Source organism: Sphingomicrobium aquimarinum, from assembly GCF_039655735.1.
GTDB classification, from domain to species: Bacteria; Pseudomonadota; Alphaproteobacteria; order Sphingomonadales; family Sphingomonadaceae; genus Sphingomicrobium; species Sphingomicrobium aquimarinum.
The window spans coordinates 760,009-782,124 of sequence record NZ_JBBYXH010000002.1 but is presented as its reverse complement, the minus strand read 5'-3'; the positions used below and the strand labels follow the sequence as shown (position 1 = coordinate 782,124).

General features: G+C 65.2%; 22 protein-coding genes and 1 tRNA gene. 16 read left to right on the top strand and 7 right to left on the bottom strand.

Features of this window, described 5'->3' with window-relative positions:
* Positions 1-22 precede the first annotated feature (22 nt).
* Positions 23-2,857 (bottom strand): TonB-dependent receptor, encoded by a 2,835-nt coding sequence (locus WJS89_RS10020; RefSeq protein ID WP_346340792.1) that lies wholly within the window; start codon positions 2,855-2,857, stop codon positions 23-25.
* 175 nt (positions 2,858-3,032) lie between these two features.
* Here WJS89_RS10020 and WJS89_RS10015 point away from each other — a divergent pair, with 175 nt between their 5' ends.
* Positions 3,033-4,043, top strand: coding sequence for a LacI family DNA-binding transcriptional regulator (locus tag WJS89_RS10015; RefSeq protein ID WP_346340791.1), 1,011 nt, complete (start codon positions 3,033-3,035; stop codon positions 4,041-4,043).
* Positions 4,044-4,137: 94 nt separating this feature from the next.
* The gene (locus WJS89_RS10010; RefSeq protein ID WP_346340790.1) at positions 4,138-5,670 is read left to right on the top strand and encodes an MFS transporter; all 1,533 of its coding nucleotides are present in this window, start codon (positions 4,138-4,140) and stop codon (positions 5,668-5,670) included.
* Here the strand turns inward: WJS89_RS10010 and WJS89_RS10005 are convergent.
* From WJS89_RS10005 to WJS89_RS09990, 4 genes are all read right to left on the bottom strand, one after another.
* On the bottom strand, positions 5,667-6,416 hold the full coding sequence (locus WJS89_RS10005) for an energy transducer TonB (protein WP_346340789.1): 750 nt from the start codon (positions 6,414-6,416) through the stop codon (positions 5,667-5,669). The genes WJS89_RS10010 and WJS89_RS10005 overlap by 4 nt on opposite strands.
* Before the next feature lie 24 nt (positions 6,417-6,440).
* The gene (gene cysC, locus WJS89_RS10000; RefSeq protein ID WP_346340788.1) at positions 6,441-8,276 is read right to left on the bottom strand and encodes an adenylyl-sulfate kinase; all 1,836 of its coding nucleotides are present in this window, start codon (positions 8,274-8,276) and stop codon (positions 6,441-6,443) included.
* 4 nt (positions 8,277-8,280) lie between these two features.
* Positions 8,281-9,180 carry a sulfate adenylyltransferase subunit CysD gene (gene cysD, locus WJS89_RS09995; RefSeq protein ID WP_346340787.1) on the bottom strand — a complete coding sequence of 300 codons (900 nt, stop codon included), beginning with the start codon at positions 9,178-9,180 and terminating at the stop codon, positions 8,281-8,283.
* Positions 9,181-9,285: 105 nt separating this feature from the next.
* Positions 9,286-10,485, bottom strand: coding sequence for an autotransporter outer membrane beta-barrel domain-containing protein (locus tag WJS89_RS09990; protein ID WP_346340786.1), 1,200 nt, complete (start codon positions 10,483-10,485; stop codon positions 9,286-9,288).
* A gap of 253 nt (positions 10,486-10,738) precedes the next feature.
* Between WJS89_RS09990 and WJS89_RS09985 the strand changes: the two genes are divergently transcribed.
* From WJS89_RS09985 to WJS89_RS09975, 3 genes are read left to right on the top strand one after another with little or no spacing between them, the layout of a single operon-like run.
* Positions 10,739-11,041 carry a PadR family transcriptional regulator gene (locus tag WJS89_RS09985; protein ID WP_346340785.1) on the top strand — a complete coding sequence of 101 codons (303 nt, stop codon included), beginning with the start codon at positions 10,739-10,741 and terminating at the stop codon, positions 11,039-11,041.
* Positions 11,038-11,655, top strand: a complete 618-nt coding sequence (locus WJS89_RS09980) for a hypothetical protein (protein ID WP_346340784.1) — start codon at positions 11,038-11,040, stop codon at positions 11,653-11,655. The genes WJS89_RS09985 and WJS89_RS09980 overlap by 4 nt, the downstream gene beginning before the upstream one ends.
* A 46-nt stretch (positions 11,656-11,701) precedes the next feature.
* On the top strand, positions 11,702-12,403 hold the full coding sequence (locus WJS89_RS09975; protein WP_346340783.1) for a DUF3108 domain-containing protein: 702 nt from the start codon (positions 11,702-11,704) through the stop codon (positions 12,401-12,403).
* 4 nt (positions 12,404-12,407) lie between these two features.
* On the opposite strand, the gene WJS89_RS09970 is transcribed toward WJS89_RS09975, so the two are convergent.
* Positions 12,408-12,497: transfer RNA gene (locus tag WJS89_RS09970), tRNA-Ser, on the bottom strand.
* Between the two features lie 434 nt (positions 12,498-12,931).
* On the opposite strand from WJS89_RS09970, the gene WJS89_RS09965 reads away from it, so the two are divergent.
* The 8 genes from WJS89_RS09965 (at position 12,932) to WJS89_RS09930 (ending at position 18,452) form a co-directional block, all read left to right on the top strand.
* Positions 12,932-13,624 carry an SDR family NAD(P)-dependent oxidoreductase gene (locus WJS89_RS09965; RefSeq protein ID WP_346340782.1) on the top strand — a complete coding sequence of 231 codons (693 nt, stop codon included), beginning with the start codon at positions 12,932-12,934 and terminating at the stop codon, positions 13,622-13,624.
* A gap of 108 nt (positions 13,625-13,732) precedes the next feature.
* Positions 13,733-14,302: an EF-hand domain-containing protein gene (locus tag WJS89_RS09960; RefSeq protein ID WP_346340781.1), complete on the top strand. Its 570-nt coding sequence runs from the start codon at positions 13,733-13,735 to the stop codon at positions 14,300-14,302.
* Positions 14,303-14,377: 75 nt separating this feature from the next.
* Positions 14,378-15,082, top strand: coding sequence for a response regulator (locus WJS89_RS09955; RefSeq protein ID WP_346340780.1), 705 nt, complete (start codon positions 14,378-14,380; stop codon positions 15,080-15,082).
* Positions 15,079-16,455: a HAMP domain-containing sensor histidine kinase gene (locus tag WJS89_RS09950; RefSeq protein WP_346340779.1), complete on the top strand. Its 1,377-nt coding sequence runs from the start codon at positions 15,079-15,081 to the stop codon at positions 16,453-16,455. Before WJS89_RS09955 ends, WJS89_RS09950 begins: the two co-directional genes overlap by 4 nt.
* Before the next feature lie 28 nt (positions 16,456-16,483).
* On the top strand, positions 16,484-16,819 hold the full coding sequence (gene hspQ / locus WJS89_RS09945; RefSeq protein ID WP_346340778.1) for a heat shock protein HspQ: 336 nt from the start codon (positions 16,484-16,486) through the stop codon (positions 16,817-16,819).
* Between the two features lie 143 nt (positions 16,820-16,962).
* Positions 16,963-17,469, top strand: a complete 507-nt coding sequence (gene rplU, locus WJS89_RS09940) for a 50S ribosomal protein L21 (protein WP_346340777.1) — start codon at positions 16,963-16,965, stop codon at positions 17,467-17,469.
* Positions 17,469-17,738 (top strand): 50S ribosomal protein L27, encoded by a 270-nt coding sequence (rpmA, locus tag WJS89_RS09935; RefSeq protein ID WP_346340776.1) that lies wholly within the window; start codon positions 17,469-17,471, stop codon positions 17,736-17,738. The genes rplU and rpmA overlap by 1 nt, the downstream gene beginning before the upstream one ends.
* Before the next feature lie 174 nt (positions 17,739-17,912).
* Positions 17,913-18,452: a GNAT family N-acetyltransferase gene (locus tag WJS89_RS09930; RefSeq protein ID WP_346340775.1), complete on the top strand. Its 540-nt coding sequence runs from the start codon at positions 17,913-17,915 to the stop codon at positions 18,450-18,452.
* Between the two features lie 34 nt (positions 18,453-18,486).
* Here the strand turns inward: WJS89_RS09930 and WJS89_RS09925 are convergent, their stop codons facing one another.
* Positions 18,487-19,365 carry a metal-dependent hydrolase gene (locus WJS89_RS09925; protein WP_346340774.1) on the bottom strand — a complete coding sequence of 293 codons (879 nt, stop codon included), beginning with the start codon at positions 19,363-19,365 and terminating at the stop codon, positions 18,487-18,489.
* Between the two features lie 82 nt (positions 19,366-19,447).
* Between WJS89_RS09925 and WJS89_RS09920 the strand changes: the two genes are divergently transcribed.
* The 3 genes from WJS89_RS09920 to WJS89_RS09910 all read left to right on the top strand — a co-directional run bounded on the left by WJS89_RS09920 (position 19,448) and on the right by WJS89_RS09910 (position 22,077).
* Entirely contained in the window at positions 19,448-20,005 is a 558-nt protein-coding gene (locus WJS89_RS09920; protein WP_346340773.1) for a TetR/AcrR family transcriptional regulator, read from the top strand.
* A gap of 91 nt (positions 20,006-20,096) precedes the next feature.
* On the top strand, positions 20,097-21,161 hold the full coding sequence (obgE, locus tag WJS89_RS09915; protein WP_346340772.1) for a GTPase ObgE: 1,065 nt from the start codon (positions 20,097-20,099) through the stop codon (positions 21,159-21,161).
* Between the two features lie 10 nt (positions 21,162-21,171).
* The gene (locus WJS89_RS09910; RefSeq protein WP_346340771.1) at positions 21,172-22,077 is read left to right on the top strand and encodes an NAD-dependent epimerase/dehydratase family protein; all 906 of its coding nucleotides are present in this window, start codon (positions 21,172-21,174) and stop codon (positions 22,075-22,077) included.
* Positions 22,078-22,116 lie beyond the last annotated feature (39 nt).

The following is a 22,116-nucleotide window of genomic DNA, read 5'->3' as shown; positions in this document are numbered from 1 at the left end:
GCTGCGGCACCCCGCTCATCGATCAGAAGCGGTAAGAAGCACCCAGAAGGTAGGTGCGCCCGTAGCTTTCGTAATCGATGACCTGCAGCTCGTCACCATTCTGATAGCTGATGAACGGCTCGTCGGTGATGTTCAACGCCTGGAAGGTGAGCGACAGCCCTTCGACCGCCGTGCCCTCGCCGAAACGATAGCCGATCTGCGCGTCGAAGATCGATTCCGCCTTCGTGGTGCGGAAGGTGCGGCTGGCCGAGATGCCGATGAATTCCGCGAGGAACTCGGTGCGGTAGCGATGGCTGACGCGCGCCTCGAATCCGCCGCGCTCGAAGAAGGCGGTGGAGTTCACGACCCAGTCCGACAGGCCCGGCACGTCGATCGTGTCCTCGGTGCCGTCGATCGTCAATTCGCTCTCGGTGTAGGAGACGCTGGTCTGGAAGCCGAACCCTTCGAGCGCCGGGGCCATCAGTCCGAACGGCACCGCAACGCTCGCCTCGACGCCGAAGATATGGCCCGAGGCACCATTGTCCGGCCCGCTCACGAGACCGAGGGTCGTGGTGCTGTTGGCGATCGCCAGTTGTTCGGGCGACAGAACCGGAAGCAAATAGGCGAAATCGCGAACGACCGACGCATTGGGGTTCACGAAATCGTCGAGCCACTTGTAGTAGGTGGCCGCCGCAAAATAGCCCTCGCCGCCGCCGAAATAATATTCGTACGAAGCATCCACGCTGTCGGCGATATAGGGCCGCAGCTGCGGGTTGCCGCCGCCGCCGCCGAAGATCGAGGTGAGCGGGCCCTGCGGCAGCTCCGAGACGCTGGCATTGGACGAGGCGTTGAGCTGGTCCATGCGCGGACGGGCCAACGTGCGCGCGGCGCCGAAGCGCAGCTTGCTGTCCTCGCTCAGTTCGAAGTTGAGCGAAACGCTGGGCAGGAGATGCGAATATTCATCGCCATCGGTGACCGGCGTCGCGACCGCACCGATCCCGCCCGGCGAGTTGAAGCCCGAGCTTTCCTGGTCGGTGAGCACGTACTGGAGCCCGAAGTTGCCGGTCAGCGGCACGCTTCCGAGCATGGTGTCGATGTCGGCGCGCGCATGGAGCGTCCAGACCTGCTCGTTGACGGTCCAGTCACCCGGATAGGGAAGATCCGAGCTCTGGATGTCGGTGAGCGTGTAGAAGCCGCTGTCGAGCAGCGCGAACGGGTCGTAGATGACTTGGTTGCCCAAGCCCAGGAACCCGAGCGAGTCGGTCGGTTCGAGCAGGGCCTCGGTGGGGATGGCGACCTGCCGGATCGCGCCCTGATCGAGATAGGGCGATGCGCCGCCGATGCTCAGGAAGTTCTGGAGGATATCGCGCGACTTGTTGCGATCCGACCAGGCGACGCCCGCGACGAACTTCTCGAGGAAGGTGCCGGGCAGCTTGTAGCCCGCTTCGGCGCGCAGCGTCGTGAGATCGTCCTTGGTGCGGGTGTCGTTGATGAAGCCCGCCTGCACCAGTCCGCGACCACCGCCCCAACCGCGCGGATCGGTGATGAAGATCGTGCTCGTATCCGCATAGTTGGCGGTGTTGGAGAAGATGAACGGGAAGCCGTCGTCGCTCAGCTGATAGCTGACCGTATCCTGCACCGCACCGTCCGGCGCTCCGTATCCGAAGCCCGAATAGCTCTCGATCTGCTCGAGGCGCCGGTCCGAGTTGGAATAGGACGCGTCGAGATTGAGCAACACGTCCTCGCCGTCGTAGGCGACGTTCCAGCCCGCCGCGAACGTCTGGGTGTCCTTGCGATCGTAGTCGTTGCGGATGACCGGCTGAACGCCAGTGAAGGTCGCGCCCTGCGCGATCGTTCCCGGTCCGCTGACGACCTCGCTGACGGCGCGGGCGCCGCCCCATCCGGGGTTCAGCGGGAATTCGATGCCGCGCTGGGGAATGTTCTCCTTATAGTCGGCGAAGAAGACGTCGAGGGCAGTATTCCAGTTGTTGCCCGCGTCATATTCGAGCGTCCCGAACAGGCCGAGACGGTCAAGGTCGACCGACCGCGCGAACGGCTTCATACCGCCGAGGATGAGCTCGCCCGCCGAATCGTCAGGATAATTGGGTCCGGCCGCGTCGCCCTCGCCGATTCCGGGATAACCCCAGGCGTTGAAGCGCTTGACCTGGCTCGGGCTCGACTGGAGCGCCGCGCCGACCGCAAGGCCGACCGTGTCGTCGGCGAACTGGTCGACATAGGTCGCCGTCGCGCGATACCCCCATGCCTCGATGTCGGGGTTGAGCGAGCCTTCCTCGTTCCACTCGATGCGGCCGCTCACGCTGACCACGGTATCGATCGCGTCGAGCGGACGGATCGTCCGCAGATCGACCGTGCCCGCGAGACCCTGGCCGATGAGGCCGGCATAGGGAATCTTGTAGACGATCCCGTTATTGATGAGCTCGGCCGGATACTGGTCATATTCCACCGCGCGGTTGTCGCCCGAGGATACCAGCTCGCGCCCATTGAGAAGCGAGGTCGAATAGTCGGGGCCGAGGCCGCGAACCGACAGGCTCTGCGCGCGTCCGTCGATACGCTGCACCGCGAGGCCCGGAAGACGACCGAGAGTCTCGGCGATCGACACGTCGGGCAGCTTGCCGATGTCTTCGGCCGAGAAGGCTTCCGCGATCACCGGGCTGTCGCGCTTCATATCGATCGAGTTCTCGAGCGCCTGGCGGAAGCCGGTGATGACGATGGCCGAATTGGGCTGCTCGGCCTCCTGCTCCTGTTCGGGCGTCGTGTCGCTTTCATCGACCGTCTGGGCGAGCGCCGGGCTGGCGGCGAGCGCCATCGCGATCGTGCTGGCGGTGGCGACGAAGCGCGTGTTGAGCGGCAATTTCATGATGAGTGTCCCCTTGTATCCTCTCCCCGCCGTCACTGCGCGCAAGCGCACGCCATGACGAAACCATGACAGGCTGCAACGCGCTTTTCCAAAAGTCGCTATACATACGTATGCAGCCCGCTTAGCCTCTTCGCGGAGCCAAAGGAGAGTGGCTTCGCTGCAACGCACGGGGTCCATGACCGGCAGGAAACCGACCAGTTTCGATATTGCGGCACTCGCGGGTGTTTCGCAGCCGACCGTCAGCCGCGCGCTGTCGGGCAACAAGGCGGTGTCCGAGGAGACCCGCGCCCGCGTCGTGGCCGCTGCCGAAAAGCTGAACTACAAGGTCGATCGGCATGCTTCGAGCCTTCGCTCGGGCGGGGCCTCCAAGACGATCGCGCTGCTGTTTTTCGAGGATCCCACTCCCGACGACAGCCGCATCAATCCTTTTTACCTCTCGATGGTGGGCGCGCTCACGCGGGCCTGCGCGAAGGCGGGGTACGATCTCCTCATCAGCTTCCAGCAGCTTTCCGCCGACTGGCACACCGATTTCGAGGACAGCCGCAAGGCCGACGGCATCATCCTTCTTGGCTACGGCAACTATCTCAAGGCCAAGCCGCGCCTCGCCCAGCTGATCGAGCAGGGAACGCATTTCGTACGCTGGGGTGCGACCGAGGAAGGGCAGATCGGCACCACCGTCGGCAGCGACAATCGCGACGGGGGCCTCCAATCGGGTCGCCACCTCGTTGCCCGAGGCGCCACGCGTATCGCCTTCCTGGGCAATGCCGACAAGGGCGCTCCCGAATTTCTCGAACGCTACGAAGGACTTTGCGCTGCGCTCGGCGAAGCGGGACTCGAACCGGCGGGCCAATATGATGCGATCGCCACCGAGGAAGCGGGGCGCGCCGCCATGGCCGAATTGCTCCTCGACGGACTTGAAGTCGACGCCATCTTCGCGGCCTCCGATCTTATCGCTATCGGCGCCATGGGACTGCTGGAGGAACGGGGAATGCGCGTGCCCGATGACATCGCCCTCGTTGGGTTCGACGACAGCCCCGCCGCCCATTTCCTCAATCTCACCTCGGTCAATCAGGACACCCGGGCGGCCGCCGAAACGCTCGTCGATACGTTGCTCGCCAAACTCGAGGACCGCGCCCCCGACAGCGTCGTCCTTCCCGTCGAACTGGTCGTCCGCGACAGCGCCTGAGCGCGCGATCCTGCATTCGTATGCAGTGCCAAGTGCGATTGTCATCGCCCCACCAACCTGCCAGCGTTCGTCCCATCGTCAGGGGAGAGGCGTCATGAACGATACTGCGGTGCAGACACAAAAACCTCGCCAGAACTGGCGCGGGCTCGTCAATATCAGCTTCGGTTTCTTCGGTATACAGATCGGCTTCGCACTCCAGAATGCGAACATGAGCCGTATCTTCCAGACGCTGGGCTCATCGCTCGACGACCTGCCCGCACTGTGGGTCGCGGCGCCGCTCACCGGACTGCTCGTCCAGCCGATCATCGGCTACATGTCCGACCGCACCTGGCTTGGACGCCTCGGCCGACGTCGTCCCTATTTCCTCGCGGGGGCGATCCTCGCCGCGCTGTCGCTTTTCCTGATGCCGTTGGCGCACGTCCTAATCATGGCGGCGATCCTGTTGTGGGTGCTGGACGCCAGCCTGAATATCTCAATGGAGCCGTTCCGCGCCTTCGTCGGCGACATGCTGAACAAGAATCAGCACACCGCGGGCTATGCCGTGCAGACCGCCTTCATCGGCGTCGGCGCAGTCGTCGGCTCGCTGTTTCCCTCGCTGCTCGATGCGTGGGGCGTGGCCAACACCGCGCCCGACGGCACCATCCCCGACACGGTCCGATACAGCTTCTGGTTTGGCGGGGCGGCCCTTTTCCTCGCGGTGCTCTGGACCGTCATATCGACCGACGAATATTCGCCCGCGCAGATGGCCGCGTTCGACGGCGCGCCTGACGAAGACTCGGCCAGCGGCACCATCCGCGCACTGGCGGCAAAGAATCAGTCGGGCGCCTTCGGCTGGATCGGGGCGGGCGCGCTCCTCAGCCTCGTCGTGATGAGTTTCGATCTGGAGAAGGAAGTCTATCTCCTCGCCGCATTGCTCGCGGCCTACGGCGTCGCCTCGCTCATCGCCATCGCGATGGCGCGCAAGGGCGAGAAGTCGAACATGCTCAGCCAGATCGTCGGCGACTTCTCAGGCATGCCGAGCCTCATGAAGAAGCTCGCGTTGGCACAATTCTTCAGCTGGTCCGCGCTCTTCATCATGTGGATCTACACGACGCCAGTAGTCGCGCAGCGCTATTACGGTACGCTCGACAGCGCGTCCGCCGCCTTCCAGAATGCGGGCAACTTCGTCGGCAACCTGTTCGCGGTCTATAACGGCGTCGCCGCCATCGCCGCGCTCGCGCTCCTGCCCGCCATGTCTAGATCCATCGGCAAAGTAAAGACCCACATGGTCTGCCTGCTCTGCGGCGCGATCGGATACCTCACCTTCCTGCTCTTTCCCAACCGCTTGTGGCTCTACGTTTCCGAGATCGGCGTCGGCATCGCCTGGGCCTCGATCCTCGCCATGCCCTATGCGATCCTCGCGTCGAGCCTGCCGCAGCGCAAACTCGGCATCTACATGGGGCTGTTCAACGTCTTCATCGTCGTCCCCCAGCTGATCGTCGCGACGCTGATGGGAACGGTATTGAAGGCGTTCTTCCCCAACGACCCCATCTGGACGATGCTCTTCGCCGCAGCCGTCATGTCGCTCGCGGCGCTGTCGATGTTGCGGATCAGCGAAAGCGAGACGACGGGGGACGCGGTTGTCTAGCCGCCCGTATTGCGCTGCATGTAACCGTACCAATCGACGTAAGGTCGGCCTTGAGCATCGCGCGCGGGCTCGAAGCGGACGCGCTGCTCGACTAGCCGACAGGTCATCGCATCGATCTCCGGATCGCCAAACCCGCGGTTGACTTTGCAGTCGGTCGCCCTCCCGTCGATCTGCACCCGCACCGCGACCATCACCGCGCCGCCGCGCGGCCAGCGCTTGCTCATTTCTCGCGGATAATCATCCTTCGTTAGTGTCGTGCGCGGGATGACGCTCGGCCGCGACCCCTGCCCTCCGCCGCCCGTTCCGTCGCCCGAACGCCCCGAGCCGGTGCCGTTTCCGACACCGCCCGCACCCGTCCCGCCGTCATCGACCTCGCCCGCGCCCTGCGTGGAATCGCTGCCGTCGCCCGCCTCGGTCGCGCTGGTGATCGTCGGCGGCACGGGAATGGGCGGCGTGTTCTCGGGCCGCACGACAGGCGTCGCCTGACTGCGCACCTGTTCGGGTGCCGCCTCGCCTTCCTCTTCGGGTGTCGCTTCCTCGGGCTCCTCGATCTCGACGACCGGCGGTGGAGGCGGCTCGGGCGGCGGGGGAATGTCGACGTCAAACGTCTCCAGCGCGTCCTCGGTAAGGCCCGGCACCTCGATTCCCCCGAAACTCAGCGCAAGCGCCGCCACGCCGACGTGCAGCAGCACGACGACCGCAATGCTGCCCCAGCGCTCCGACGGCTTCTGTTCGACCCGATACATGCGGCGACCAACGCGAATGTCGGGCTAAGGGTTCGCCCCATCCGCGTGCCGCATCAACGCGTCCACGACCGCGTCCGCGGCTTCGTCCGCGCTCATCGCCGTCGTGTCGATGCGCAATTCGGGCGCTTCGGGCGGTTCGTAGGGGCTGTCGATGCCGGTGAAATTGGCGATCTTCCCGGCGCGCGCTTTCGCGTAGAGCCCCTTTTCATCGCGTTCCTCCGCGACCGACAGGGGCGTGTCGATGAAAACTTCAAAAAACATGCCCTCGTCCACCATCTCGCGCACCATCGCCCGCTCGGCGCGGAAGGGGCTGATGAAGGCTGTCAGCACGATCAGCCCCGCCTCGGTCATCAGCCTGGCGACCTCACCAATGCGTCTGATATTCTCGATCCGATCGGCGTCGGTGAACCCGAGATCGCGGTTCAGCCCCAGTCGCACATTATCGCCGTCGAGCAGGAAAGTATGCCGCCCCCGCGCGCTCAGTTTCTGCTCGACGAGATTGGCGATGGTGGACTTGCCCGCCCCCGACAGCCCCGTGAACCACAGGATCGCGGGACGTTGCCCCTTCAACTCCGACCGCATCGCACGATCCACGTCGAGCGCCTGGCGCTGGACATTGGTCGCGCGCCGAAGGGCAAAGCGGATCATTCCGACGGCCGCCGTCGCGCGGCTTTCCTTGTCGATGAGGATGAAGCGCCCCAGCGTGCGCCGCACCGCGCCATCCTCATCCTCGAACGGCTCGAACACGAGGTCCCGATCGGTGGCGAACTGCACCCGCCCGATATCATTGAGCTCCAGCGTCTTTGCCGCCAGCTCAGACAGGTCGCCGAGATCGAGCTTGTATTTTGGCGGCTGCACGCGCGCGGACACGGTCTGCGTGCCGAGCTTCAGCCAATAGGCGCGCCCCGGCAGCAGCGGCGCATCGTCCAACCACACGAGATCGGCTTCGAACTGATCGGAAGCCTCGGGCGGATCGAGCGCATCGGCGATCACCTCCCCGCGCGAACAGTCGGTTTCGTTCGCAAAGGTCAGCGTGACCGACTGCCCCGCAACCGCCTCTTCCATGTCGCCCTCATAGGCGACGATCCGCTCGACGTGCGCGCTGCGCCCCGACGGCAGCAACCGTACCCGATCGCCCGGCCGGACCGCGCCGCTGGCGATCTGCCCCTGAACGCCCCGAAAATCTGCCGAGGGACGATGCGCTCGCTGCACCGGCATGCGAAATGCGCCGTTCGCATGCGCCGACACGTCCGCCGCATCGAGCGCCTTCAGCAGGGTCGGCCCCCCATACCACCCCATGCGCTCGGCATCGCGCGAGACGACATTGCTCCCCAATGCTCCCGACACCGGCACCGCCACCACGTGCCCAAGCTCGATCCTTGCCGCATACTCTCGAAAGTCCGCCACGAGGTCGGCAAAGCGCGCCTCATCGAACCCGGCCAGATCCATCTTCGTGATCGCCAGAACGAAATGCCGAACCCCCGCGAGCTTGGCCAGCAGCGCATGCCGCCGCGTCTGTTCGAGCAGGCCCTTGCGCGCATCCATGAGAATTACCGCCGCGTCCGCCCGCGAGGCGCCCGTCACCATGTTGCGGGTATATTGTTCGTGTCCCGGCGTGTCGGCGACGATGAAACGGCGGCTGGGTGTGGAAAAGCTGCGATAGGCGACGTCGATGGTGATGCCCTGCTCGCGTTCCGCCGACAGTCCATCGACCAGCAGCGCCGGATCGACTTCGCTGCCCAACGCCTCGATTTCGTCCAGCGGCACATTGCCCGTGTCGAGCAGCAGGCGTCCGATCAGCGTCGACTTGCCGTCGTCGACACTGCCGCAGGTGATGAAGCGCAGGAGGTCCTTCGCCATCGGGCTAGAAATATCCTTCCTGCTTCTTGCGCTCCATCGCGCTGGCGCCCTGCCGGTCGATCATCCGCCCCGCCCGTTCGCTGCGCCGATCCTCGCGCATTTCCGCAAGCAGCTTGTCGAGCGTGTCCGCGTCGCTTTCGATTGCACCCGACAAAGGATAGCAGCCGAGCGTGCGGAAGCGCACACGACGCATCTGTGGCACCTCGCCTTCCAGCAGCCTCATGCGCTCGTCGTCCACCATGATGAGTTGCCCGTCCCGCTCGACCACCGGTCGCTCGGCGGCAAGGTAGAGGTCCACGATCTCGATGCCTTGCGCGCGGATATACTCCCAGACGTCCGCCTCGGTCCAATCGCTGATGGGGAAGACGCGAACGCTTTCTCCCTCCTGCCGCATCACGTTGAAGGTCGTGCCGATCTCGGGTCGTTGGCGCTTGGGATCCCAACGATGGTGCGCGTTGCGGAACGAGAAGATCCGCTCCTTCGCCCGCGATTTCTCCTCGTCACGGCGTGCGCCGCCGAAGGCTGCATCGAACCCGTGCGTATCCAGCGCCTGGCGCAGTCCTTCGGTTTTCCACAGATCGGTATGCGCCGCGCCATGCTCGAACGGATTGATCCCCCGCGCCTCGGCATCCGCATTCTTGTGAACGATCAGTTCGACATCATCCGCGGCCGCGATCCGGTCGCGCATGTCGTACATGGCGCGGAATTTCCAGGTCGTATCGACGTGCAGCAGCGGAAAGGGCAGCGGTCCCGGATGGAACGCCTTGCGCGCGAGGTGCAGCAGGACCGCGCTATCCTTGCCGATCGAGGTGAGCAGCACGGGCCGCTCGCACTCGGCTACGGTCTCGCGGAAGATGTGGATCGCGTCGGCTTCGAGCCGTTCGAGGTGGGACAGGGCGCGCATCACCCGCACCTCTAGGTCGCCCGCCCTCGCCGGACAAGCATCCGGAGCCCGTATGGAAAAAGCCCCCGCTTCCGAGATGAAAGCGAGGGCCCTTCAAACTTGCGTTTAGCCGCGTTCGGGTTCGACCGACGGCGGCGGCGGCGTGGGTGCCGGCGGGGGCGGCGGGCATTGTTCGCTTGCCAGGATCACCGTGCCATCAGGACAGGTGACCGTCGGCGGGGGCGGCGGCGCGGGCGGCGGCGGCGGCACCACTGCGGGCGCCTCCATCACTTCGCCGCGATCTCCGAGCGGCAGCTTCAGCGTCAGGCGGCCCGCATGATGATCGCGCACGCCCGAGAATTCGCCATTGTAGGACCCCATGATTGCGAGGCGCCCCAGACGGCCGCCGAAGCCGCCACCAAGGATCACACTTGCCTGATCATCGTCGAGCGATGTGAGATTGGTCGCACAATTGACTGCGGGAACGAGCGCGCAGCTCGTCGGGCGCAGCGTCACGAAATCGTCGCCCGACTGCATCCGGTAGCCGACGCGAAGGTCCGCTGCATAACTGCCGATGTCGAACAGCAGTTCGGCGCCCACCGTGCCGGCAAGCAGGTCGGCGCCGGCATCGGGAATGAGATAGACCCCGTCATCGATCGTGTCCTGGTCGACATTGCTGTAGTCGAGGTGGAGATACGGCACGACCTGCGTCACCGGGCTGACGTCGATCCGGTACCCGAAGTGCGCGCCCGCGGTCCACTGGTTGGCATCGTAGACTGCGACACCCGGGACGCCGGCTCGGAAACTCTCGTTCTCGAGAAACGACATGGTGCCCAAGAGCCGCGCGTAGAGGCCCGAATGCTGCTGGAAGTCGGCGAACGCGGCCAGCTGCAGCCCCTCCAGTTCGTTGTTCGACAGGTCGTCGAAGTCGAACTGGTGTTTGAGATAGCCGGCCAGCACGCCGATCTGGCTATAGTTGCCGATATCGAACGCCAGCCCCGCAAGTCCGATGCCATGGTCGCTGTCATAGCCTGCCGCGAGGAGGTCGCCGTCGAGCTTGGACGCACGAAAATCGCCGCCGGCGAGGATCCGCAGATTGCCCGCGCAGCCCGCGATGTCATCGACGAGCAGACGGTCGCAGTCGGCGATCTCGGAAACGAGGTTGTTGAGGTGCGGCCCGTAGGTGTTGAGCGACTGCAGCGTCGTCGGATAATTGGCGCCGTCGACGGTCTCGATCGTCTGGGCATGTGCCGAGGCCGCAATGGTCATCGTTGCGGCTGCGGTCAGGAACAGTGCGGTCGACCGTTGGCGGAAACATTTCGTCATGATCATTCACCCTTTCGATTTCGGGGCGCGCGATACGCTCGGAAAGCTTGATTTGCAATTATTGCGTAAACGAAATTTTACCATCCGGCCAATCATGGGCGTCTGCGCCCCGGCAGCAGACCGATCTGCCCGCCGCCTCTTTCCTCCCTTCACGATGGGGAGGCGACCCGAAAGTTTGCCTTCCGCAATCCGCCGCCCTGCGGGGCGCCGAGACACGATTGACAGATAAGTCTACATATGTTGATTGTAACCGATGACCCGGTCGAGACGCCCTTCCCCGCAGCAGCGCAAACTGCTCGCCGCTTTGTCTGAAAACGCTTCGGGCTGGATGCACGGATATGAGCTGATGAAGGCGACCGACCTTTTGTCGGGAACGCTCTATCCGCTGCTCATGCGGATGGAAGACCGCGGCCTGCTCGAATCGCGTTGGCTCGAGCCGGCGGAACCCGGCCGCCCTCCTCGACACGCCTATCGGTTGACCGCCGACGGTCTGACGTTCGCGTTGGCGCAGCGCGGATCGTCCGACACTTCCGACAGCAGGATGCGACCGGCGTGAGCCCTGTTGTCGGGACCTTTCTCTGCAGGCTGATCCTGCGCTGCGCCTCGCGCGAGGATCGCGACTGGGCGCTCGCGATGTGCTGCGAATATGAAGAGGTTCGGCGAACCGGTGGCGGTGTGGATTTTCTGGCCGGATGTCTTCTCGCCATCGCGGGCCGCCTTTTACGGCATGCCGAGGGGCGCCATGCCCTCGCCCGGCACATGGTCGTGCTGGGGATGATCCTACCGGTCGCAATCTTCCAATTTGGCTGCGCGCTTTCCGGCATCCTCCTGATGCGCAACGGCACCGACGCCTATCATGCGGGTCTGGCGCACCAAGGCCTCGGCCAGGCCGCCCGCCTCTATCTGGAATCCGCACCGATCATGACGCTGCTGTTGCTCATCCTCGCACTTGCGCACGCGGCGACCGGCTGGCTCCTGCTCGACAGGAATTGGCGGGGGGTCGCCGTGACTGGGACGGTGACCGCGCTCGTCACCGTCGCCCTCGTCGCAAACATCGCCGCCATCTCGGCAGAGACTTCGGGGATGACGCTGCATGGCGCGCTTCTGGGAGTCGAGATCGTCGTGCTCGCGGCTCTGTACCTTTGGAAGCGGCCCGGCCGACAGCGATGAGAAGCGGCTCCGCGTCCGCCTGCCCACGACCGGAATGAGAGGTAAGATGATGATACTTCAAATGCTGCTCGCCGCCCAAGCGTTGGCCGCCCAGCCAACCCTCCCCGTTGTCGACGGTATGCGTCTTCGGGAAGGCGAGGTCTGCTACGGCATCTTCTCGGGCGACAGAAGGGTCGGAACCACGCGGCAACGCGTCGTTCCCGTGACCTTCTCCGGCGCGCCGGCGTGGCAGATCGTCGTGCATCAAAGGCTGTCCGAAAGTTCCTTCGAGATGCGGGACGTCTTTCTGGTCGATCGCGCAACCCTGCGCCCGATGTCGCTCCTGAGCCGCCGCGGTGCCGACCGCCAGACGCCGGGATGGCAGCAGGTCGCCGTCGATTATCGTGGGGACACGATCGTCGGCATGCGCGAGACGGGCGAAGGACGCGAGCCACTGGCCTTCGAACCGGCGCGACGGGTCTGGGACGGCAACCTTTGGGGACTATTGTTCGCCTCGCTGCCGCTAGCCGACAATGCGTCCTTCGCCGTCCCGATGTGGCAATACGACAAAGGCGCTGGCGAATTCGTGGTGCGGGTGTCGGGTAGCGAGACGGTCCAAACGCGAGATGGTCCGGTCGATGCCTGGATCGTGGAAGCGGGCACCGACCCGGAGCGCCTTGCGCGCTACGAGATCGCGAAGAAAACGCGGATGGAACTTGGCTATTCGGCTGGGCCGATGAGGCAATCGCTCGAAGGAACGTGTGTCTAGCGGATGGCGGAGAGGGTGGGATTCGAACCCACGGTACCCGTGAAGGCACAACGGTTTTCGAGACCGCCCCGTTCGACCACTCCGGCACCTCTCCAGCATCTGCTTGGACATGGGGCGGCGGGTCGCCGGCCCCGGTCGAGGCGCGCCTCTAGCAAGGCATCGCCCGAAATAAAAGAGGCAATCCGCGCGCCCCGCAGATTGCCTCTTCGCAGCCGTTTATCATGAGGTCGGCGCCATGCCACAGGTCGCCCCCTGCCTCCGCGTTTCCAGTTCCATCCTTGGCTTGGTGATCATCGGCGTTCCGAAGCATGAGCAATCTCCCCTGTCTGAGCGATCAAGCGCGCATGCCGAAACGGCGCGCGCATCCAATTCCGAGCAGAAGGAGCGTAGGTCCGCGAGGCGGGATTGGCCCGAGTTATCCATTCCGGATCGGAGCTTTTTCTGCCGTTTCCCTTGGGTTTCTGGGCGGTGGCGTACTGTCGACGGGAAGGGAGCTGAACTTCTCGGGTCGCGGCGGATTGTTCGGGAATGGCTGCAATTCGCAACATGATCGTCGTCGGCGCGGGCGGCGGCATCGGCGGCGCGCTCGCAGACGGGCTCGAGGCCCGCGGCGGCTCCGTCACCCGCCTTGGCCGCGCGAGCGATCCTGCTATCGACTTCGCGCGTCCGGAGACCATCGCCGTCGCAGCCGAGGCGTTGACTGACCACGCCCCCTTCGACGCCGTCATCGTCGCCAGCGGCGTGCTTCACGGCACGGACTTCGGGCCCGAAAAAACCTATCGTGATCTCGACGCGGCGACCCTCGCGCACGTCATGGCGGTCAACACGATCGGCCCCGCGCTCGTCGCGCGCCATTTCATCCCGCTCCTGCCGCGCAAGGCGCGCTTCCACTTCGCCTTCCTCTCGGCGCGCGTCGGTTCGATCTCGGACAATCGGCTGGGCGGCTGGTATGGCTACCGGATGAGCAAGGCCGCGCTCAACCAATTCGTCCGCACGCTCTCCATCGAGCTCGCCCGTACCCACCCCGAAGGCGTGGTCGCTGCGCTTCATCCCGGCACCGTCGATACGCGCTTGTCCGAGCCCTTTCAGGCCAATGTGCCAGAGGACAAGCTCTTCTCGCCAGCGCAGAGCGCCGCCCACCTCCTCGACGTCCTTCAAGGCCTTGGCCCACAAGACAGCGGCGGGCACTTCGACTGGCAAGGCGCGTCCGTCCCCGCCTGATGTCTGCGACATCTTGCGACAAAGGCGTCGGATCCTGCCATCATCGTGCGACACGAGACGCCTAGAAGGGCATCATCGAAAACAAGATTTTCCGAGGAGAGGATCACCATGAAGACATTGACGATGATGCTGGCCGCCACCGCACTCGCCCTTCCTGCCGCCGCTGGCGCACAGCCGCAGATGCGCGGCCCGCAGGGCGACGTGACACTGACCCAGATGCAGCAGCGTAGCGCGGAGCGCTTCGCGGCGCTGGATGGGAACAACGACGGGCGCGTGACCAAGGCCGAGATGGAAGCCCGGCGCGATGCCCGGCGCGACGCCCGCTTCGATCGCCTCGACACCAACAACGACGGCGCGATCAGCAAGGCGGAGATGGACGCCGCCCGCGAGCAGCGCGCCGCCAAGCGCGCGGAACGAATGGCGAATCGCGAGGGCGAAACCTCCAAGATGCGTGGCAAGCGCGGGGCCCGCATGGGCAAGGGCATGCGCGGCGGCGGCTTCGACCGTCTCGATGCCAACAATGACGGTGCCGTCACACTGGCCGAGTTCCAGGCTCCGCAGATCGAGCGGTTCCAGCGCGCGGACGCGAATCGCGACGGCGTCCTGACGCAGGCCGAGCGCCAGTCCGCACGGCAGGCAATGCGCGACCAACGCCGCGCGAATCGCGCCAACCGCTAGGCAGTCGAGGACGACGCGCGGCGGACGGGGACTGGTCAGACCGGCCCCCGCCCGTCATGCGTTTTAACCAGCATCATGCCGCAGCGCCCCCACCTCCTGCTCGTCGAGGACGAACCCGCGATCCGCACGCCCCTCGTGCGCTATCTCGAACGCGACGGTTTCCGGGTGACGCCCTGCGCCGATGCAGCCGCGGCGCGCGAAGCCTTGGGCGCCTACGCTTTCCGCGTTGCCGTGCTCGATATCATGTTGCCGGGCGAAGACGGCCTCAGTCTCGCCCGTTCGATCCGCGAGAAGGGCGATCTCCCCATTCTCTTCCTCTCTGCCAAGGCGGAAGACGTCGACCGCATCGTCGGCCTCGAAATGGGCGCTGACGATTATCTGACCAAACCTTTCAATCCTCGCGAACTGACCGCGCCGTTGAAGGCCATTCTCCGGCGCGCCGAACCGAAGGATCCAGAAGCACCCGGCGCGGTCGTTTATCGGTTCGACGATTTCACGCTCGACACGGTACGCCAGCAGCTGCTTGCTGGCGACGAACCCGTCGATCTCACGAGCGGCGACTATCGCCTGCTTCTGACCCTCGTCGAACGGGCCGGGCGACCGCTGTCCCGCGATCAGTTGCTCGACCTCACGAAGGGGCGCGAAGCCGACCCCTTCGATCGTTCGATCGATAACGCCGTCATGCGGCTGCGCAAGAAACTGGGCGAACGCGGGCCCAACATCGTGCGCACGGTCCACGGCGTGGGGTACAGCCTCGCCGTCCCGGTGGAGCGCGCGTGAACCGCCTGTCGCTCCGCGCACAGATAACGCTCGTCGTCCTGCTCGCGCTGCTCGTCAGTCAGGCGGTCTCGCTGAGCCTCGCCCTCGATAACCGCCGCGACCAGATGATGGAGCGGGCCGTGCGCCCGGCCGCCGAACGCATCGCCATCCTCCTCGCCGACCCCGAACGTCTCGAGCGCCGTGCCGCGATCAGCGACCGACTGGATCGCGTCGGTCCGCTCGGGGAGCGGCGGGCTGCGCGCGGCTTCGAGGGTGAGGGTCGCCGTGGCGGTCGGCGCGCCATGCTCAGCGTCGCTCCGCAAAATCCCCTGCCCGCCAATCCCGTTACGCTCGCGCAGGCCGAGATGGCCTTCCGTACCGCGCTCGCCGAAGCCGGTGTCGACGGCACCGATGCGCGCGCCGTGCGACTTCCCCCGCGTCCGCGCGGTCGGGGCGATGGCGAGGGCCGCATGCTTCTCGCATTGCCGATTGCCGATGGGCGCTGGGTCAGCGTTCCCGCCCGCGCGCCCGCTCCAATCGCCCCCGTGTTCGCGCGACTGCTCGGACTTCACCTCCTCATCGGCCTACTCATCATCGTGCCGACGCTCTTCCTGCTTGCGCGCGTGTCCGGATCCTTGAAGGCGCTTGTCCACGCTGCCGAGCGATTTTCGGGCCAGCCCGATCCGCAACCGGTCCCCGAGAAGGGGCCGCGCGACATCGCCCAGCTGATCGCCGCGATGAATGCCATGCAGGCGCGTATCGCCACCATGATCAGCGAGAAAGACGTCATGCTTGGCGCGATCGGCCATGACCTGCGGACGCCGCTCACCGCGCTTCGTCTCGAAGCCGAAGCCGTCGATGACGCCGAGCGTCGGGCCGCGCTGGTCGACCAGATCGAGCGGCTCCACGCCCAGTTCGAAGCGATCCTCGACCTCGCCCGTGCCTCGCGGAGCATCGCTCCCGACGCCCGCATCGATCCGCATCGCCTTCTCTCCCGCGCCGCCCTGCGCGACGACGTGACCCTCGCCGACCTCCCCCCTCTCCCACCGATCGCGGGTGACGAAGCCTCGCTCGACCGCGCGCTCGCCAATCTCATCGACAACGGTCTTCGGCATGGTACCGGCGTCGCGCTCGACGCCGCCGCTTCCATCGAGGGCCTCGTCATCACGGTCCGCGACGACGGCCCCGGCATTCCAGCCTCGGAGCGCGACCGGTTGCGCCAACCCTTCGAACGCGCCGAGGCCTCGCGCAATCGCGTCACCGGCGGCCACGGCCTCGGGCTCGCCATCGTCGATGCGATCATGCGCCGACACGGCGGCCGCCTCGAACTCGCCGATCGCGCCGACGGCCAGCCGGGCCTCGAGGCGCGGATGATCTTTCCAAGCCGCTTGTAGCGCCCCCGCAAACGCCTACATTGGGCATATGAAGTTTCAGTTCCCCCAGGCGACATTCGGCATCGGCGACGTCGTGCGCCACCGCCTTCTCGACTTTCGCGGCGTCATCTTCGACGTCGATCCCGAGTTCGACAATTCGGACGAATGGTACGAAGCCATTCCCGAGACGATGCGTCCCGCCAAGAACCAGCCTTTCTATCATCTGCTCGCCGAGAACGAGGAGACGAGCTACATCGCCTACGTCAGCCAGCAGAACCTCGTGCCCGACGCCGAGGACGAGCCGATCGAGCACCCCGCCATTCCGGCGATCTTCTCGCGCTTCGAACCCGGTCATTATCACCTGCGCCCCGAACGGCGCCACTAGGGCCGCTTGCGCCCGCTTTTTCGGGCCAAATCGGTTGACAGGCTGGCCACGTTTCCATAGTTGGCCCCATCCCCTCGTGCCGACCGTTCTTCACCGATCGCTTGAGCGCGCGGAAAAACGCTAATTATTGAAGAGAAGAGCCAATGTTCGCAGTCGTGCGCACGGGCGGCAAACAATATCGGGTTGCTGCCGGAGACAAGATCGTCGTCGAAAAGATCGACGGCGAAGCCGGTGACGATGTCACCCTCGATGACGTCCTTCTGGCCGGCGAAGGCTCGGATCTGAAGTTGACCGACGGCCTGACCGTCGCGGCCAAGGTGGTCGCTCAGGCCAAGGGCGAGAAGGTGACCGTTTTCAAGAAGCGTCGTCGCCACAACTATCGCCGCAAGCGCGGCCATCGCCAGCAGCACACGATCCTCGAGATCGTGTCGATCGGTGGCGAGAAGAAGAAGGCCGCACCCAAGAAGGCGGAAGCCAAGAAGGCCGACGACAAGCCCGCGACCGAGAAGAAGGCTGCGCCCAAGAAGGCGGAAGCGAAAAAATCGACAAAGGATGCTGCGCCTGCTAAGAAGGCCGCAGAATCGAAGAAACCTGCCGCGAAGAAGGCTCCTGCGAAGAAGCCCGCGGCCAAGAAGACCGAGAAGAAGTAATGGCACATAAGAAGGCAGGCGGCTCGTCGCGTAACGGCCGCGATTCCAATCCGAAGTATCTCGGCGTCAAGAAGTTTGGCGGCGAACGCGTCGTCGCGGGCAACATCATCGTGCGCCAGCGCGGTACCAAATGGTATCCGGGCACGAACGTCGGCCTCGGCCGCGACCACACCATTTTTGCGCTTATCGACGGCCAAGTCACGTTTCGTGACGGCAAGCTTGGCCGCAAATATGTCCACGTCGAAACGATGGGCGAGGCAGCCGAATAAGACAGGACCCGTCGATAAAGGACCGGTCCACACCAGGACGGTCCGGACAATAAGACACAAGGGAGAAGGGACCGTCCAGCGGTCCCTTCTTTTTTTTGGACCGTCACAAGAGCGTCCGAAACTTCTCCCGGACTAGTCACGAACCCCGTCTACGGGGCGCGCGAGGGAGAAGACATGATGTTCGCGGTGACGGATCGATTGCTGTTACGCCCCGGCTGGGCTGAAGATGCGGAGAAACTCGCGGCGCGGATCGCCGACGAGGGCATCGTCCGCAATCTCGCCAAGGCCCCCTGGCCCTATTCGCTCGATGACGCGCGTGCCCACCTCGCGCGCATGAACGAGGGCCCGCTCCCCACCTTCCTCATCACGCGCCGCGACACGGCGGAGATCGTCGGTGCCTGCGGTTTCGGATACGAGTCTTCCGGCGAGATCGAATTCGGCTACTGGATCGCCCGCCCGCACTGGGGCCAGGGCTATGCGACCGAAGCCGGCCGCGCCGCGCTCGATATCGCCAAGACACTAGGCTGGCCTCGCGTCCTCGGCGGTCATTTCATCGACAATCCCGCTAGCGGGCGCGTTCTTGAAAAGCTGCGCTTCGTCCCCACCGGCCAGCGCGCCATGCGCCACAGCTGCGGCCGTGGCCGCGAAGACCTGTGCGAACTCTACGCGCTGGAACTGGCGGGAGACGGCGAAGTCACGAACGTCGCGGCCTAGTCGTTACCCCGGCGCAGGCTGGAATGACGCTCCTTCAAGCCGCCGACGCGCGTCGCACCTTGCGGCCGTTGCGCTCGAACTTGTGGGCACCGCTCTCCTCATATTCTGCGATGAGGTGGCGGTCGTCCTCGTTCCACGGGTGAAATCCGGGCAGGAAAAAGGCCAACCATGGCCCGATGATCTTGCGAACCATCCCGGGCTTGAGAAACGCATAGTGGAACAAACCCCAGCGCGCCCGCGCGCCGGTGATGCCGTCCTGCGCCAAGAGGTCGAGCATTCCCTTGGTGCGATATTTGAAGAAGGTCCCGGTGACGTTGACCATCAGCGCCGACTTGATCTTCCACCGCTTGAAGCGCGACCAGTCGCGCGTCGCGTGAAGCCACGTGTCATAGGCCACGCCCTTGTGCTCGATCTCTTCGGCGGCGTGCCACTTCCACAATTCGCGGGACGCCTCGTCCGCTCCTTCGAGATGCCGCGGGTCCTCGAGCAACGCCTGCGCGAGGATCGCGGTGAAATGTTCAAGGATCATCGTTACCGCGAGGCTTGCGATCGGGGGCTTGTCCTTCAGGAGGGCAAGCCGATCGTGCACATTCTCCTCCAGCGGTGCGATATTGTAGCCCGCCTCGATCGCGCGCTTGTTGAATGCGTCATGCTCGCGGCTGTGGATCGCTTCCTGCGTCGTGAATGCCTTGATGTCCGCCGCCAGCCGGTCGGGCACGCCGTCCTTGAACGCCCGCACCGAGCGCACGAAGAACGCCTCGCCATCGGGAAAGGTCGCCGACAGCGCATTGTAGAAGGCCGTCGCGAACGGGTCGTTCGAATGCCACCAGCGCGGCGTTGCCTCATCCCGCCCGAACTGGCGGTCGCGCGGCGTGATGGTAAGGTCGGCGGGGGTAAGTGTTGCGGTCGTCACGACAAGGCTCCAAAGACTTCGTTCGACATTGATATGGGTATTACTGACATTTATGTCAATTAGATTGCCGAACCGTAAACGCATGACGCCTGAGGAAAGCCGCGCCGCCGCTGTCGCTGCTGCCCGCGAATTGCTCCGGAACGAAGGCGCCGCCGCGATCACGCTGAAGGCCGTCGCCACCAGGATGGGCCGCACTCATGCCGCTCTCCTCCATCATTTCGGTTCGGTCGACGAGCTGCACGCCGCGCTCGCCGACGAGATCGCGCGCGAGGTCGCCGACAGTATCGCCAGCTCGATCGGTCGCTATCAGGCAGGCCAGACCAAGTTGCGCAGCGTGGTCGAGAACATGTTTTCGGAGTTTCGCGAGCAAAAGTTCGGCGAACTCATCGCGTGGGTCGTCCTCTCGCGGCGACGCGAGGCGTTGGAGCCCGTCGAACGCGCCATTGCGGGCGTCATCGAGCAAATCACGCAGGAGGGCGAAACACGGCCCCTCGATCGTGCGACGCTCGGTCTCGTCTTGTTCGCGGTGGGGGACGCGCTGGTCGGAGACGAAGTCGCCCGCGCCTGCGATCTGCCGCCAAGCGCGGCACATGAAATCGCGATTCGTCAGATTCTTGCCGTGTTGCGCGAGCGGATCTGATCGGACGGCGTCGGTGCCGCGTCTGCACCGACCGCATCCTCCACCGGCTTGCCCTCTCGCCCCCGCCGGCAAACTGGGCTAGGGGCCGCGCATGGCGCATTTCCTCGACCAGGCAAAAATTTTCGTCGCTTCCGGCGCGGGCGGTCCCGGCGCGGTCAGCTTCCGGCGCGAGAAGTATCTCGAGTTCGGCGGCCCCGACGGCGGCAACGGCGGCAAGGGCGGTGACATCATCTTCCGCGCCGTACCCGCGTTGAATACGCTCATCGACTTTCGCTACACCCAGCATTTCAAGGCCCCGCGCGGCAAGGGCGGCGCGGGCCGCAACCAGACGGGCGCGGGCGGGCGCGACCTCTATATCGACGTCCCCGTCGGCACACAGGTGCTTGCCGACGACGAAGAGCGCAGCCTCATCGCCGACCTCGAGAAGGAGGGGCAGGAAGTGCGCCTCCTAAAGGGCGGCCTGGGAGGGCGGGGCAACCTGTCCTACAAGACGAGCACGAACCGCGCGCCGCGCCAGCATCAGCCGGGCGAAGCGGGCGAGGAAGCCTGGGTGTGGCTCCGCCTGAAGCTCCTCGCGGACGTCGGTCTCGTCGGCCTTCCCAATGCGGGCAAGTCGACGCTCATCAATTCCGTCTCCAACGCCAAGGCCAAGACCGGCGCCTACCCCTTCACCACCATCCACCCCAAGCTGGGCGTGGTCGAGCATAAGGGCCGCGCCTTCGTCATGGCCGACATCCCCGGCCTCATCGAAGGCGCCGCCGAGGGCGCGGGGATCGGCGATCGCTTCCTCGGCCATGTCGAGCGCACCAAATTGCTCGTCCATCTCGTCGATGCCGACGGCGGCGATCCTGCCGCTGCCTACCGTACCGTGCAGGGCGAACTCGAAGCCTATGGCGAGGAACTGGAGGACAAACCCCAGATCGTCTGTCTCTCGCGCACCGATACGGTCGACGACGATGTCATCGCCATCGCGCACGAGGAACTGGCGAATATCGGCGTCGAGAAGGTTCTCGAGGTCAGCGCCATGACGGGCACCGGCATGGACGCGCTGCTCGACAGGATCATCGAGCTGCTGCCCGAGAAAAAGGCCGCCACGGACGGCGACGAAAGTGGCTACGGCGACGAGCCCGAGGAGCCGGAATGGTCGCCGGTATAAGGAGCAAATCGTGACACTGGCCGTCACCGGCGCCACGGGCTTCGTCGGCGGTCGTCTGCTCGAACGCGCTGCCGAGCGAGGCCGCGACCTCACCTGCCTCACCCGCCGCCCGCAGGAAGAGCGCGCAGGCGTCACCTGGATTGAAGGCGATCTCCATGACAGCGCCGCGCTCGAACAACTCTGCGAGGGCGCCGAGGCCGTCATTCATATCGCGGGTGTCATCAACGCGCCCGATGCAGAGGGCTTCGAGAAAGGCAATGTCGAGGGCACCAGAAACCTTCTCGCCGCCGCCAAGGTAAAGCGCGTCCCCCGGTTCGTCCACGTCTCCAGTCTCGCCGCGCGCGAGCCCTCCCTCTCGCTCTACGGCGCTTCCAAGGCGCGCAGCGAAACCGCCGTGCGCACGTCGGCCCTAGATCAGGTCATCGTCCGCCCGCCCGCCGTCTACGGCCCCGGCGACCGCGAAACGCTCGAGCTGTTCAAGATGGCCGGCCGTGGTGTCGTCCTGCTTCCGCCCAAGGGGAAATTGAGCCTAATCCACGCCGACGACCTCGCCGACCTCCTCCTCACGCTCGCGGATGGCAAGGGCCGCAGCGGCCTCATTCTGGAACCCGACGACGGCACCGCCGATGGTTGGACCCATGTCGAATTTGCCAAGGCACTGGGGCGCGCGGTCGGCCGCGGCAACGTCACGCTATCGATGCCGCGCCAGGTCCTTGAAGTCGGCGCCCGCCTCGACCGCATGTTCCGCGGCGACAAGGCCAAACTCACTCCCGACCGCGCCGCCTATTTCTGCCACCCCGACTGGGCCGTGAATCCGCTGAAGCGCCCCGACCCGGAACTCTGGCAACCGAGCATCTCCACCGAAAAAGGCCTTGCCGACACCGCCGCCTGGTACCGCGAGCAGGGCTGGCTCTAACCGCAGACCCGCCCGCGTTTCGCCGCATTCCATTGCCAT